We start from the raw sequence: 15186 nt of genomic DNA on the forward strand, positions 1-15186 counted from the left end.
TCATTCTCCTTATCTCATCAATTATGTTTATCATAGCGCGGGTCTCATCCAACATTCAACTTTCCTATGATGCTGACACGAGATTGTCGGATTTCTTTTTCTTTCGCAGTAGCACTTGATCGACCACAATTGCAATCAGCGTACCAAGCACAAGACCATTGCTCAATAAAGAAATCAGCACAGGATGCATGCCTTTCAATGCCCCCTGCGGCACAAACATTGCGCCCACGCCTGCTAAAACAGCGATGCCAAGCACAAATCGAATGCGCGGGATGTCTTCTTTTTCATACTGATCGAATTCAGACATGGCAATCCCAATCATAGAAGAGAACACCACAAAGTTCACAGCCAGCCCCACAGGTGAAGGCAATGCAGAGAAAAAGCTCATCAATAATGGAAATAAACTAATGAGGACAATGAGCAGACTGCCAAGGAAAAATGGCTTTCTCGATGGAATTTTGGTTGTTTGTATAAAACCCGCTGCCCCTGAAATAGGGACAGGCGCAATCGCACCAATCAGTCCGCTTAGCAAATGACCAAATGCGGCGACAAAACCAGCCGGTCTGGCTCGTTTCCGCTCACGCAGTTCACCAAATGCCTTGACGGAACTTTCCACAATTCGAATACTTGCCAGCATATTCACTATGAGTAAGATCGTAATAAAAAAGGACGTAACAAGCAGTCCACTGTCAAAGACCGGCATGCCAAATGGAAATAGCTTTGGAAACTCAATGATCTGCTCAGGAATGCGAACAGGCTTCGCTAGTCCGAGTAAAGCAAATAACAGCCAGCCGCCTGCAAGTGCGAATAACACAGAAAACTGTCTTAAATAATGCCATTTTGAGCGGCTGATCATGAAGGTGATGACAATAATCAAGATCGATAGACAAAACACAAGCCCATCTACCTGATTTCCCCGATAGCCGATCCCCATCAGCCCTTTCATGATTGGCTGACTTAACTGCACAACAAGCAGCAGCAAATAAATACCTGTGACAACCGGCGTAAATAAAGACGCAAGCCAATTAATGATTTTAAAGAGACTAAAAATAAAAAAGAACGCAGCACTAAAAATTAACGCCCCTTGTAACGCTTGCAAGGTTTCAGGATATGTAGCAAAAATCGTCCCTGTCATGCCTGCATAAAGGGTATATACCCCCCACCACAGCCCTGCTGGACTTTCATTGATCGGCAGCATATGACCGCATAAACACTGCACCATCGCCACAAGTCCAAGTGAAAAGAATGTACTCTGAATCAGTTCCGCCGACTGCACTTGATTTAATTCAAATGCTTGTGCAATCGCAATCGGCACAGCAATAGAAGCTGCGATAAAAAATGCCATCCACTGAATGGCGCCCAAAAATAGTTTCAACCCGATCACCTTCCCTTTGTCGTGACAAGACCATTAAAAATCAAAAATAGAGTCACCGTTGCCATCTTTCTCTTGTTGACCCTCTTCTTTATGCTGAAATTTCTTTGCACCGCTAGTGCCCATCAATTTCTCTAGCATGGCTTGATCCGTAGACACAGCCGGTGCAGATGGTGTCTGTATAGATGGAGGTGGTGAAATAACCGAAGACTGCGGCATTTGCACCTGTGATGATGTGTCGAGAATGACATCACATAGTGAAGAAATGACCGCCGCTTGACGTTTCACCTCTTCATCATTTCCACTTTGTTTTGCTTTTTGAATGGCTTCCTCCATTTTTTGAAGCAGACTTGATATATGAATATTCAAGGGTAGACCCTCCAATCTAAAAAATTCGTTTTCCAACATTATTTTACCAAATGAACAAACCGAATGGGCTCATTTTTTCAAAGCTGTGTGCTTCTGTTCATCTGATTTGACCCTTACCCAAGATTCACACATAATAAAAAAGAAACAATATCGTCTTTGAAAGGACTGAAAGATGAGCAAACTCACTGAACTCATTCACAAACAAAAAAACGTGCAAACACCAGCGGTTCAAGATCGAATCCGTCTTCTTAACGATTTAAAAAAAGCCATTAAACATCATGAAAAGGACATCTTACAAGCCTTAGCCCATGATTTACATAAATCCGAACAGGAAGCCTATACAACAGAAATTGGCATGGTATATGAAGAGATCAATCATACCGTCAAACATCTTCACAAATGGGCCAAACCATCTCGCGCGAAAACACCTCTGACCCATATCGGATCAAAAAGTATGATCATTAAGGAACCGTACGGAAGTGTTCTAATTATTGCCCCTTGGAACTATCCTTTCCAATTGGCCCTTTCGCCATTAGTTGGAGCCATTTCTGCGGGAAATGCCGTTACTTTAAAACCGTCAGAATTAACGCCGCACGTCTCAAACGTGATTGGCACGATTGTGGAAAGCGTGTTTCAAGAAGATCTTGCAGCGGTCGTTGAAGGCGGTGTGGATGTCAGCACAGAGCTTCTGAAACTGCCTTTTGATTATATTTTCTTTACTGGTAGTGTAGCCGTCGGCAAAGTCGTCATGGAAGCGGCCGCAAAACATCTCACACCTGTCACACTTGAGCTCGGCGGAAAAAGTCCATGCATTGTCATGCCTGATGCAGACATCAAGCTCGCTGCGAAGCGAATCACCTTTGGTAAATTCACGAATGCTGGTCAAACATGTATTGCACCAGACTATTTACTAGTTCATGAATCGATCAAAGAGGAACTATTGCGTGAAATGACGACCTGTATCCGAGACTTTTACGGGGACCAGCCTGAAACAAATCCGCATTTCGGAAAAAATGTCAGCCAGCGTCATTTTGATCGACTTTCACAATTTCTCTCTAATGGCACGATTGTGACAGGTGGACAGCGCAATGAACAAGAGCTCAAAATCGCACCGACCATTCTAGATCACATTACATGGGAAGACCCTGTGATGCAGGAGGAAATTTTCGGACCTATTTTGCCGGTCATCACATTTGGTTCTCTTCAAGAGGCAGCTGACATGATTAAGGCAAGACCGAAGCCGCTCGCTCTTTACTTATTTACAACAAATAAAGAAACAGAAGCCTATATTCTAGACAACCTCTCATTTGGCGGGGGCTGCATTAATGATACACTGATGCATGTCGCCACTCCATATTTACCATTTGGAGGCGTTGGTGAAAGCGGCATCGGACGATATCATGGAAAAGAAAGCTTTTTCACCTTTACACATGAAAAAAGCGTCCTGCGCCAGACCAATCGCTTTGATTTTTCTTTCCGCTATCCAAATGCGAAAAACGGACTCGACATTGTCCGCAAATTTTTAAAATAAACAGGACGAAGGGATTTTCCCTCGTCCTATTTTGATTCGATGTCCTTGATACACCAGTTGATTTCATCGATCCCCATTTGCTTTAAATAGGCGTTTACTTTTGAGAACGGACGGCTGCCAAAAAAGCCGTTTCTTGCGGAAAAAGGACTTGGATGAGGTGACTCAATGATGTAATGCTTGCTTTGATCAATACGTTCTTTTTTATTTTGCGCATGTCTGCCCCAAAGCACAAAAACGACTGGCTGATCTCGGTCATTCAGGACGTCGATGACGCGGTCTGTCACACGTTCCCAGCCTTTGCCTTTATGCGAGTTCGCTTCCCCTTTTCTTACAGTGAGTACGGTGTTTAACAGCAAGACACCCTGCTCTGCCCAGCTGACAAGCGAGCCATGGTTAGGGACCGGACAACCGAGGTCATCCTTTAGCTCCTGAAAAATATTTCTCAAAGATGGAGGATGTTTGACACCAGGCTGAACAGAAAAGCTTAATCCGTGTGCCTGTCCTGGGCCATGATAAGGGTCTTGTCCCAAAATCACGACCTTCACATCTTCATACGACGTCAAATGGAGGGCACGATAAATGTCATCTGGCTTTGGAAACACGATCTGCGTACGATATTCTTCCTTTACCCACTCACGTAATTCCTGATAATATGGCTGTTCAAATTCACTTTTCATCACAGCCCACCAGCTATCATTTAAAAATGGCTTCATTGCGGTTGTCCTCCTTCTGTCTGCTGTGCCAATCTTGAGATCATCGGTTTTCCATCCCATACAATCTCACTCTCTGATTCTCGTTTTTTCATCGCTGGTTCTTCTAATAGGACAGCAAAATTCGCTGTCGGCAAATCACCGAGCCCATGCTTTTCACTCAGGTCATCTAAGTAGTTCTTCCTTGTTTCACCAAGATCACTCGACTGATTGCCCCCACCATCAAAGAACGCATAAATCACACTGGCAGCTGGCACTCGTTTGGCTCGTGCATGCTGCGTAACACGCAGGAAAAAGTCCCAGTCCCAGTAGTGATGCATCGCTGGATCAAAATAGCCGATCTCATCATGTATGCGGCGTTTGTACATACTGCCAGAAGGAACATATGTAGAAAAAACACGCATGTCCTCAATGTCCGCTGTATAAGCAAACAAACGTCTTGATACTGGAAAACGAGTCGCACCTCGTTCTTCAAACGAAACAATTTCCGCATCCGAAAAGACAAAATCAGCGTCTTCCAACGCCTTGCTCATACGTTCAATATGACAAGGTGTAAAATAATCATCGTCATCACTCAGCATAATGACGTCACCTGTCAGCTCCCGCACCCCAACATTTCTTGCGTTCACATGCTGGACATTCTCATCTAAATGAATCAAGCGGATTGGCAGCTCTGGATAGAGTTCCTGAATCACGTCCACTCGCTCTCCTGCATCATTTACGACCACAATTTCAAAAGGCTGTACGCTTTGTCTCGAGATGGATTCAAGCAGTTCACACAATGCGCTCAGCCGGTTATGTGTCACAATTAGTAAAGAAATCTTCATATCGGCCTAACTCCTTTAATAAATTCGTCTTTTTCATTAAAACATAAATCGGCTTTCTTCTCATGATATAAAAGGCGGTTTGATTGATCGAGAAAATGGGAATTTTTGATGAAAAGGAGTGATGATGATGGAATTTTTCACAGTTGAGAATAGTAAAGAAGCCAAACAGACGATCGAACAGATACAATCAGCAAAGGACGATGTGTTTGTTTTTGCGTATGACCCCGAACGCTCTGATACCGTTACTGAGTACACGGAAGCAAAGAGCATGACAGCTGTCGATCAAGGGATTTTAGATCAAATGGCCAATATCATTCGCACCAGGGATGATGAACTGATGGCCAAAATCATGTCGACCGGCGCCGATCAAGAATTAGCCTTAACGCTTTTAGAGGAGCTGAAAAAAGGGAAATTGGTGATTTGTAAAAGATAAAGAATGAGGCGTTCCATGAAGAGTGGAACGCTTTTTTATGCCGTTTCATTGTGATAAATGGAAAAGCTGATTATAATAAGGGGTAGAACAGTAACTGTTACACATCACATTGGAGGTTCAGCAACTATGTCTATGAATAAAGCACTCACCATCGCAGGTTCGGATTCAAGCGGCGGTGCAGGTATCCAAGCAGATTTAAAAACGTTTCAAGAAAAAAACGTCTACGGGATGACAGCTTTAACCGTTGTCGTTGCAATGGATCCTCATAACAACTGGGATCATCAAGTGTTTCCAATCGATACATCAACCATCCGCGCACAGCTCTCAACGATCGTGGAAGGCATCGGTGTAGATGCGTTAAAAACAGGTATGCTGCCAACAGTTGACGTCATTGAACTCGCAGCTGAAACGATCAAAACATATGAGCTGAAAAATGTCGTCATTGATCCTGTTATGGTATGTAAAGGTGCGAACGAAGTCCTTTACCCAGAGCACGCTGAAGCATTGCGCGAAAAGCTCACGCCACTGGCAACAGTTATCACACCTAACCTTTTCGAAGCAGGTCAATTAAGCGGCATTGGCGAGATCAAAACTTTGGAACAAATGGAAGAAGCCGCAAAACGCATCCATGAACTTGGTGCAAAGTATGTGGTCATCACTGGCGGCGGTAAGCTAAGCCCTGATAAAGCGATTGATTTGCTTTATGATGGACAAACCTTCGAACGCCTTGAAACAGATAAGATCGACACAGAATACACACACGGTGCAGGCTGCACATTCTCAGCCGCAGTCACAGCTGAACTAGCAAACGGCTCAGACGTGAAAGAAGCCATTTATGCAGCAAAAGAATTCATCACAGCTGCCATTAAAGGCTCTTTCCAACTAAACGAATACATCGGACCAACGAAACATTCCGCACATCGTTTGGACAAATAAAACAAAAAAAACCGATCCGCCGCTTGGGTGAATCGGTTTTTTTTGTTTATCGTAAGCTGAGTCTCTGTGCAAATAACCAATCTGTTAAGCCTGGCGTCTCATAAGCAGGCGTCCATGATGCATGATCATACCCATACTTGCTTGCATACTCGGTATAAATCGGTCTTCCACCAGCTTTTTGAATCGCTTGAATTGTATTTCTCGCATAACTGATAGGAATAATGGAATCATCCTCTGCATGAAATGCCCATATTGGCTTGTTCGCTAAAATTCCTGCCTTACTTGGATCTGCACCCCCCGCAATAGGAATCATCGCTGCAAACAAACGAGGATATGTGATGTTTAACTGATACGAGCCAAATCCGCCTTGAGATAAACCAGTCGCATAAATCCTTTTCTGATCAATCTGATAAGAAGTTAACACATGCTGAAGCACTTCATACGCTTTGTGTAAATCTGGTGAAAATTGAAACACATTTGTCAGGTCGATTTCATTTTGCGCGTTTCTTGTTAAAGCAAAACCCCCATCCACAGCATTTCGAGCCTGAGGTGCTAGTACGTATGCAGGATGTTTCTTTTGAACTTCAGGAGAAGCCCATAAGACTGCACCATCATTTGCAAGTAACTGCTTTTGATTATCAGTTCCCCGCTCCCCTCCTCCATGTAAGAACAGGACGAGAGGATAAGCTTTACCCCTCTTATGATTTTTCGGAATGTATAACCGATAAGGCATTCCTTGATATTCAAAAGATAAAAATGATGAGGCAATGTCCTCTCGTGTGACAAAACGATAATTGTATGTAGACGTAGCTAAGCGATGTCTATTTTTGTAAACGCTTACTTTTAAAGTCGTATCGGTATCGATATGAATAGGCTTTGTATATCGCTGACTTTGAGTTGTCGGCTGGCTGCCATCTGTTGTGTAATAAAGAGAAGCTTTTGGCACCTGGGAATGGAGTGCCACCTCTTGTGAGCGATAATATTGACCAGATGGTACGGAGGCAGTAGGTGTAAAAAATGATGTGTGTTGCGTTCGGGCAGATGAAACGGAAGGATGAAGAAAACTCATAGAAAATAGCACAATGATAAAGGTGATCAGACATTTCTTGGTTGCATGGTTCATATCGTTCCTCCTGTATATGCTCAGATGAATTTTTATTTATTTTGTATCATGACAAAAGAAATGTCAACGCTTTCATTTAAATTTCTGAATGATCTGACTAAAATAAAAAAAGCATACCCGCTCCCAGGTACACTCTTTCACCATACTTTTTTACCTACTTTTGCTGATCAGATTCTTTCGCCATTTTTCGAATAAAGGCTTCAATGGATTCAACAAATAAGGCATATTCTTTCATTTGTTTATACGTATCTGACAGCTTCTCTTTTAATTCTTCCTGCTCTAGAGAAGGTTCACCGAGAATAGATTGGACTTGAATCAGCAATTCTTTATATTCTTCACGTTTATCTTCAACATGATCTGCCATTGTCTCCAAGCGTTTTCTAGTCGTCGGCTGCTGTTTTGAATTCAAGTAAACAACCCCTTTTTGTCCTACCGCATTTGGATAAACGTCAGCCTCAGCTGTATATATTTTAAAATGATACCATAATTGAACCTGTTATCATATATGTAAAACGTCATCAAACCGCTTTAGGCCAACCTTGTATATACATGATATAGGCTTTAAGATACAGGCTGATCTCACTAGAAAAAGCAGATCAATGATCTGCTTCTTTTTGCAAATGCCACGTCTTCAATTTAAGCTTCGTTTCATTTCTACCACTGATGGAGATTGATTTATTTCCCGGGGAAGGAAAGTAACGTGCAGTAAATACTTCCCGGCCTCCGTTGACAAAAATCTCAATCGATGATGCATCAATAAAGATATGCAAATCCTGTAATTCCTCAATTTCTACTTCACGAACTTCCTTTGTTCGATCTTCAAATCGATCTCGCTCTAACGTTAGTTTGCCTTCATCTTTATCATAAATGATACGAGCAGCAGCACGGATACAGCATTCAAATCCTTTGTGTGTTTCAATTTGATCAATGAATACCTCTGCGCTCGTCAAATCTTCAACAGGAATGGAATGAACAGATCGTTTAACGTGAAAAACATGCTCCTGCTCATTTGTCCGCATAGATCGAAGTTCACTTACCGGCTTTTGAATAAGACGTCCTTCATCATCTAAACGAAGCTCTCTCGGAATCGTCAAACAATGGATCCATTGATAAGAAATGGTTGGATGATGCTCTTCCCCTTGATCTGGTACACCCATCCATCCCATTAAAATGCGTCTGCCCGATTCATCTTGAAAAGTCTGCTGTGCATAAAAGTCAAAGCCACGATCCAGCTCCTCAAACGCTCCATGCGTATATTGGTAGGTACGATCATCCAATGTACCAACAAAATAACCAGATTGATGTGTATTGTTGTATTTGAATCCATCAGGCTTCAGCCCCTGTGGTGACACGATCAATACATCCTGACCGTCTAATTCAAACAGATCTGGACATTCCCACATGTATCCGAAATGATCTAATCCATTCTTTCCACTGCCTGCAATAATGCCTTGAAACGTCCAATTGTCTAATGTATCAGATGTGAATAAGACAAGATGTCCTTTGAGATCTTCACTTTGTGCTCCAAGGACCATGTACCACTTTCCATTCCGCTTCCACACCTTCGGGTCACGAAAATGTGCAGTGAATCCCGCTGGCAAAGTCGCCACGACACCTTTTTTCTCAAAATGAACCCCATCCTCTGACACAGCTAAACATTGATATGTCTCACGATTCCCTTGCTCGTCACGGACATTTCCGGTATACATCACATACATACGACCATCGTCAATGACTGCACTGCCAGAATAACAGCCATTTTGATCAAACCAATCACTTGGGGTGAGGGCAGCCTCTTCATGCTGCCAATTCACTAGATCGGTTGATGTGTAGTGACCCCAGAATTTTGCCCCATGTCCTGTTTTAAATGGCTGCCATTGATAAAACACATGGTAGACTCCCTTCCACTGAATCAATCCATTCGGGTCATTTAAAAGACCGACTGGCGGCATTAAATGGAAGTTCTGACGGTACACATCTTTTTTCACCAAATGCTCATAGTTTCGAATACGATCTGTTACCTTTTGACGAAGTGCTGCGTCCATTGTTGTCATCACTGTGACCACTCCTTGATTATTTTTCGACTTCTTTGACTTTAAAGATGATGGTAAGAATAAATGAAACAGCAACAGCTATTAACATACCAATAACATAATTTACCACATTTTGTAAACCGAATGGAGCTGCAATGGCAATCATCGGAATCCCTGTTAAACCATAAGCGTTGGCGGCTACCTTCGTGAAGACGACAAACGCCCCGCCTAATGCACCTCCGATCATTGCAGCAATAAATGGCTTACGATAACGAAGATTCACACCGAATATGACCGGCTCAGTAATACCTAAGAAAGCAGAAAATGCTGCTGGTAAAGCAATTTCTTTCGTTTTTGCACGCTTTGCTAAGAAAAAGACCGCTAGCCCAGCTCCGCCTTGAGCGACGTTGGACATGGCCCAGATCGGCAGCAAATAATTCCGTCCAATATCATTTAGAAGTCCTGCCTCAATCGCATGGAAGCTATGATGAACACCTGTCAGTACAATTAAAGAATAAGCACCTCCAAAAATAAGTCCAGCTAAGAATCCTGCATGATCATAAACATAAGTGAGTGCATTTGAGATTCCTGTACCGAGCATTCTCCCTAGCGGTCCTACAGCAATAAACGTCACAAATCCAGTCACAATCACCGTCACAAACGGCGTCACAAGTAAATCAATACTGTTCGGCACAACTTTTCTTAAGTTCTTTTCAATCACGCACATGATATACACAGTTAATAACACGGGAATGACCGTTCCTTGGTAACCAAGAAGCGCAATATCAAAGTTGAATAGATGCATATATTCTGGTTTTGCGTCTGTCAGTCCCCATGGATTCAGCAAGCTCGGGTGAATCATAATGCCCCCAATGACAGCTCCTAAATATGGATTTCCACCAAACTCTTTGGCTGCACTAACCCCAATTAAAATCGGTAAAATGATAAAGGCAGCACTTGAGAACATATCTAGCATTTGGAAGATGGCAGAGCTTGGATCAGCCCATTTGAAGGCTTTCATCATGCCTAATAGGCCCATTAATAAACCGCTTGCTACAATCGCTGGAATGATTGGTACAAAAATATTCGATAGCGTCTTGGCAAAACGTGCAAGTGGATTCATTTTTTGCTTCACGGCTTCATCATGGCTGGCAGGTTTTTGATTCTCGTCGTCTGCCTCAAGACCCGTCTCACGAGCAAAAGGCTCATATACTTTGTTGACAGAACCTGTTCCAAATATGATCTGGAATTGACCCGAGCTTGAGAAGGCACCCTTCACACCCTCAAGTTCTTCAATGGCATCTTTGTCAATCAACGCCTCATCTTTCATCACCAATCGGAGTCGTGTGGCACAATGTGTTGCGCTAATGACATTTTCTTTGCCGCCTAATAATGTTGTTAATTCTTTGGCTGTTTTTTGATAATCCATGTTTTCTCCCCCTTTTTTTAAAACAAAAAAGACCTAAAATTCACCAACGATGAAAGGACATACACGTCCCCTCGTTACGCAAATTTTAGGTCTTGCCTGCCTGACAGTCACAATCCCACGATATTGGTTTTTGATTACGCTTTCATCATAGTATAAGAGCGTGACCTGCGTCAACCTATTTTTTCGAATCAAATGACCCATATACACTAATTAGAGTAGTGTGCATAAAAAAAAGCCTGCGGACAGGCACAACCTTTACACCAATTCGGCATCCTGCAGACGCTGGACATGCAGCGTGATGTAGCCGATCTCCGATTTAGGGAGATGAAGTCCATATTCTTTTTTCAGCAAATCAGCCAGTCCAAGTGCACACCGGTAAGCCGAATCATACTTTGTTTGGATAAAAGTCAGCATGTCATCGTCCATGATTTGAAATGCTTCATTCGATTCCAACCTGCCTAATGCATACCTCAAATGTGTCACAAGCCGCTGATATGAAATACTATCCTCATCAATCGAGCGCTCAAAAACGCTTTCGATATGCTCGATCATTTCTTTGATCATCGTTGTGTATTTGACCGTCTTCTTCATGGACTCCGTATTCATTTTGGCCGTATGAATATGAAGTGCCACATACCCTGCCTCATCGTCCGGCAGGTCAACCCCAAGCCGCTCCTTTACATAACGAATGGCATACTTTCCAATATCATATTCCTGCTTATATAAGACTTTGATCTCACCAAGCAATTTATTATATAGCACAATGCCTTTTTGAACGCGTTCAATGGCAAAGGATAAATGATCTGTCAGTGAAATGTGGATATGATCACTGAGCGGCATCATGAGTTCACCCTCTGCATAACTAATAATATGCTCTGCCACCTCAATATGCGCTTCTGGCAATGTCGCAAGAATTTGTTTGAATTTCTCATTTTCTTCACGCACAACAAAAATCTTCTCTATTTTTTGAACGGGAACGACGTCATTTTTCCCCTTCTGAAAAGCAATTCCGGGCCCCATCACAATTTTCTCCTGATCACCCTCCTTTACAACCACTGCATTGTTATTCAATATTTTATATATCTTCAAGGGGCATCCTCTCCCACAGATAACGTGTCTTATGTGGGATTTTACCCTGTTTCAACTTTTCTGTAAAGATAAGAACGGACCGGCACGAGCCTCTCTCGTTGTCTTTTCATCAAGCATCATCAGACTTTCTTGAAACGGCTTTTCTGTCCTGCGCTTCTTCTTCTTTTCATCTGCCAGTTTCTCTAGCTTTCTCTCATTCACCGCAAGAAAGAATCCTCCATCCACTGCTGCCACTTTCACCCCTTGCTTCTTCAGCAGCTCACCAGGATTCACAAGCACATTCATCACAAAACCAAACCATACACTCAACCAGTTCTTCCATTTCTTCACTGAACATCCCTCCGCTTTCCTTAGAATCTAGCAGTTCTAGCAAATTAACTGTTCCTATCATATCCCGAGAAAAAAGAGAGGTTTGTCACAATCTGGGTGAAAAAACGAACTAGTTTTCAGAAGTTTTGTTGAAAAGTGCAGAAGATGAGCATGTTTCACAATGTTTCTATGAAAATTTTATACACACACTATCCCAAAGATAAGCACATCTTATCAACAGGGTTTATCCACATATCAACACCCTCTTACTAGATTTTGTGTATGAGATTTTTTTATTTTCCATATATATATCTGAATAATCGAGTTATCAACAGATTATTGTGCATAAGTGTGACTTTATAAACAAAATAGTTCTTTATGACTATGTAAAATAAGACCATTTTAGTAAAGGAATTGGTTTCATCGTATGGAATACTTAATAACGGGCAGTGAATCTTTCCTATTTATCCACAAAAAGAAAGGCTATCTCCCTAAATACACAGCTAGAAAGGGGAAAATTAATTGAAAAAAGTAATCTCTCGTTCTTCTGTTCTATTGTTCTCCACTATTTTTACCTTATCCACATTCTTTTCAGGTCAGGCTGCTGCCGCTCCATCGAACAAACAGGTGGAACTGGAAAAAGCAGAAATCTTCGGCGAAATCAATGTTAAGTCTAGAAAACACACCACTGTCATTGTTGAATTAAAGGAAAAATCCTTAGTTGAAGCCAAGCAAGAAGGCGAAACACAAACAAAGGCCTCCCTCAAAAAATCTCGAACGAAAGTAAAGAATGCAGCACTCAAAAAGCTAGATAAAGCGAGTGTTCATCAAGAATATGAAAAAGTCTTCTCTGGTTTCTCTATGAAACTTCCTGCAAACGAAATCCCGAAACTGCTCGCAGTTGACGGAGTAAAAGCCGTTTATCCGGATGTTACATATCAAACAGATGAAGTGAAAAAGAAAAGCGTCCAGCTTCCTAATGAGGATGTCTCTCCACTCATGGATAAAAGCGCCCCATTTATCGGTGCCCCAAAAGCTTGGGATGCCGGCTACTCTGGAAAAGGAGTAAAAGTCGCTGTCATTGATACTGGAGTAGATTATACCCACCCTGATTTAAAAGGAAACTTCGGATTATACAAAGGCTATGACTTTGTTGATAATGACTATTCTCCACAAGAAACACCAAAAGGAGATCCTAGAGGCGAATCGACAGATCATGGTACACACGTCGCAGGAACAATTGCGGCAAATGGACAAATTAAAGGTGTCGCAAAAGATGCTACCCTTCTCGCCTACCGTGTCCTTGGACCAGGCGGATCAGGAACAACTGAAAATGTCCTAGCAGGCATCGACCGGGCTGTCACTGACGGAGCCGATGTCATGAACCTCTCTCTTGGAAACAGTGTGAATAACCCTGATTATGCAACAAGCATCGCACTGGATTGGGCCATGTCTGAAGGGGTTGTCGCTGTGACATCAAATGGAAACAGCGGGCCAAACAGCTGGACCGTTGGATCTCCTGGGACATCAAGAGATGCTATTTCTGTCGGAGCCACTCAGCTTCCGTACAGTTTATACAACGTGAAATTCCCGAACTATTCAACAGCAAAAGTGATGGGCTACTATCAAGAAAATGATTTAAAAGCACTTGACCAAAAACAAGTCACACTCGTCCAAGCAGGCATCGGTGACGAAAAAGCTTTTGAAAACATCGATGTCAAAGGAAAGGTGGTAGTGATTGAACGTGGAGCCATTGCCTTTGTTGATAAAGTGGACAATGCGAAAGCTGCTGGTGCGATCGGCGTTGTCATGTACAACAATACCGATGGAGAAATCCCTGTGGATGTACCAGGTCTGGCCCTTCCGACGATTAAGCTGTCAAAAGCGGAAGGAACAGCGCTTGTTAAAGCCATTGAGGCTGGTAACAATACAACGACTTTCTCGATTCAATTTGTGAAAGAGTTAAGTGAACAAGTCGCTGACTTCTCATCTCGCGGACCTGTTGTCGATACGTGGATGATCAAACCAGATCTTTCAGCACCTGGCGTGAGTATTGTCAGCACCATTCCGACACACGATCCTTCTCAGCCATACGGCTATGGATCGAAGCAAGGAACAAGCATGGCATCTCCTCATGTAGCCGGAGTAGCAGCGATTATTAAACAAGCAAAACCATCGTATTCTACAGAGCAAATTAAAGCGCTGATGATGAATACAGCAGAAACATTGTATGACCCAAATGGCAGCCCGTTCCCTCACAATACGCAGGGCACAGGCAGCGTTCGAATCATCGAATCACTTCAAGCGTCTTCTATTGTGTCTGATGCAAGCTATTCGTACGGCACTTTCTTAAAAGAAAAGGGCGTTCAAATCAAAACGAAGAAGTTCAAGGTAGAAAACCTGTCAAAAGCACCGAAAACCTATACCATTGATTACAAGTTCGATGGCAACGGCATTAGCACAAACGGCACGAAAAAAATCACAGTAAAAGGGAATTCCACAGGGTCCTTTACTTCCGCAGTACAAGTGAATTATGGAAAAACGAAAAAAGGAACGTACCAAGGCAGTATCACCATTCGCGAAAATGGCAGAAAGGTCACTGAAATCCCTACTTTATTGATTGTAAAAGAGCCTGATTACCCGCGCGTCACTTCGGTTTCCGTAGAGCCGGATAACCGTGCTGGAAGCTATGTTATTAGCAGCTATCTCCCAGGCGGTGCTGAAAACCTTGCATTCCTCGTCTACTCGACAGATGGAGAGTATTTAGGTGAAGCAGGAGTTTATCAACATGTTGATAAAGGAGAGCATCGTGTGAAATGGAATGGCACGATCAATAAAGGACAGAAGTTAGAAGCAAGTGAGTATACAATGCTTGCGTATGCAAGCCTGAAAGGCAAATCAGATACGGTTCAAACAAAAGAACCATTCGATATTTATCCTGAATAAACAAGAATCACATAAAAAGCCTTGTATGAGCCCATCAGCTCAACAAGGCTTTTCTATCATGTATGGAGGAAAGAGAAAT

Annotated in this window: 14 protein-coding genes; 4 read left to right on the forward strand and 10 right to left on the reverse strand. The window is 42.6% G+C overall.

Annotated features, from left to right (window positions below; genetic code table 11):
* Nucleotides 1–64: 64 nt before the first annotated feature.
* Both NST09_RS17720 and NST09_RS17725 read right to left on the reverse strand, forming a co-directional pair.
* On the reverse strand, nt 65–1375 hold the full coding sequence (locus NST09_RS17720) for a purine/pyrimidine permease (RefSeq protein WP_007497786.1): 1311 nt from the start codon (nt 1373–1375) through the stop codon (nt 65–67).
* Between the two features lie 33 nt (nt 1376–1408).
* Nucleotides 1409–1741, reverse strand: a complete 333-nt coding sequence (locus NST09_RS17725; RefSeq protein WP_008343634.1) for a YwdI family protein — start codon at nt 1739–1741, stop codon at nt 1409–1411.
* A 172-nt stretch (nt 1742–1913) separates the two neighbouring features.
* Between NST09_RS17725 and NST09_RS17730 the strand changes: the two genes are divergently transcribed.
* Nucleotides 1914–3272 (forward strand): aldehyde dehydrogenase, encoded by a 1359-nt coding sequence (locus NST09_RS17730; RefSeq protein ID WP_268438331.1) that lies wholly within the window; start codon nt 1914–1916, stop codon nt 3270–3272.
* 26 nt (nt 3273–3298) lie between these two features.
* On the opposite strand, the gene NST09_RS17735 is transcribed toward NST09_RS17730, so the two are convergent.
* Together NST09_RS17735 and NST09_RS17740 are read right to left on the reverse strand one after the other, a co-directional pair.
* Complete coding sequence (locus NST09_RS17735) at nt 3299–3985, reverse strand: uracil-DNA glycosylase (RefSeq protein ID WP_017360124.1); 687 nt, start codon at nt 3983–3985, stop codon at nt 3299–3301.
* Nucleotides 3982–4809, reverse strand: coding sequence for a glycosyltransferase family 2 protein (locus NST09_RS17740; RefSeq protein WP_007497795.1), 828 nt, complete (start codon nt 4807–4809; stop codon nt 3982–3984). Before NST09_RS17740 ends, NST09_RS17735 begins: the two co-directional genes overlap by 4 nt.
* Nucleotides 4810–4936: 127 nt before the next feature.
* Here NST09_RS17740 and NST09_RS17745 point away from each other — a divergent pair, with 127 nt between their 5' ends.
* Nucleotides 4937–5242 (forward strand): general stress protein, encoded by a 306-nt coding sequence (locus NST09_RS17745; RefSeq protein WP_057078895.1) that lies wholly within the window; start codon nt 4937–4939, stop codon nt 5240–5242.
* A 126-nt stretch (nt 5243–5368) separates the two neighbouring features.
* On the forward strand, nt 5369–6178 hold the full coding sequence (locus NST09_RS17750) for a bifunctional hydroxymethylpyrimidine kinase/phosphomethylpyrimidine kinase (RefSeq protein WP_060832744.1): 810 nt from the start codon (nt 5369–5371) through the stop codon (nt 6176–6178).
* 46 nt (nt 6179–6224) lie between these two features.
* Here the strand turns inward: NST09_RS17750 and NST09_RS17755 are convergent, their stop codons facing one another.
* The 6 genes from NST09_RS17755 to NST09_RS17780 all read right to left on the reverse strand — a co-directional run bounded on the left by NST09_RS17755 (nt 6225) and on the right by NST09_RS17780 (nt 12182).
* Entirely contained in the window at nt 6225–7301 is a 1077-nt protein-coding gene (locus NST09_RS17755) for a chitobiase/beta-hexosaminidase C-terminal domain-containing protein (RefSeq protein WP_025208178.1), read from the reverse strand.
* A gap of 154 nt (nt 7302–7455) precedes the next feature.
* Nucleotides 7456–7710, reverse strand: coding sequence for a hypothetical protein (locus NST09_RS17760; protein ID WP_008359596.1), 255 nt, complete (start codon nt 7708–7710; stop codon nt 7456–7458).
* A 187-nt stretch (nt 7711–7897) separates the two neighbouring features.
* Nucleotides 7898–9355: a sucrose-6-phosphate hydrolase gene (locus tag NST09_RS17765; RefSeq protein ID WP_342493166.1), complete on the reverse strand. Its 1458-nt coding sequence runs from the start codon at nt 9353–9355 to the stop codon at nt 7898–7900.
* Between the two features lie 19 nt (nt 9356–9374).
* A complete protein-coding gene (locus NST09_RS17770; RefSeq protein WP_007497804.1) occupies nt 9375–10763 on the reverse strand; it encodes a sucrose-specific PTS transporter subunit IIBC in 1389 nt (462 codons plus the stop codon).
* A gap of 255 nt (nt 10764–11018) precedes the next feature.
* Complete coding sequence (locus tag NST09_RS17775) at nt 11019–11852, reverse strand: PRD domain-containing protein (RefSeq protein WP_008345476.1); 834 nt, start codon at nt 11850–11852, stop codon at nt 11019–11021.
* 51 nt (nt 11853–11903) lie between these two features.
* Nucleotides 11904–12182 (reverse strand): hypothetical protein, encoded by a 279-nt coding sequence (locus NST09_RS17780; RefSeq protein ID WP_025208181.1) that lies wholly within the window; start codon nt 12180–12182, stop codon nt 11904–11906.
* A 501-nt stretch (nt 12183–12683) separates the two neighbouring features.
* On the opposite strand from NST09_RS17780, the gene NST09_RS17785 reads away from it, so the two are divergent.
* Nucleotides 12684–15107 carry a S8 family serine peptidase gene (locus NST09_RS17785; protein WP_342493167.1) on the forward strand — a complete coding sequence of 808 codons (2424 nt, stop codon included), beginning with the start codon at nt 12684–12686 and terminating at the stop codon, nt 15105–15107.
* Nucleotides 15108–15186: the final 79 nt, after the last annotated feature.

It is taken from the genome of Bacillus sp. FSL W7-1346, from assembly GCF_038593335.1.
Taxonomy (GTDB): Bacteria; Bacillota; Bacilli; order Bacillales; family Bacillaceae; genus Bacillus; species Bacillus altitudinis.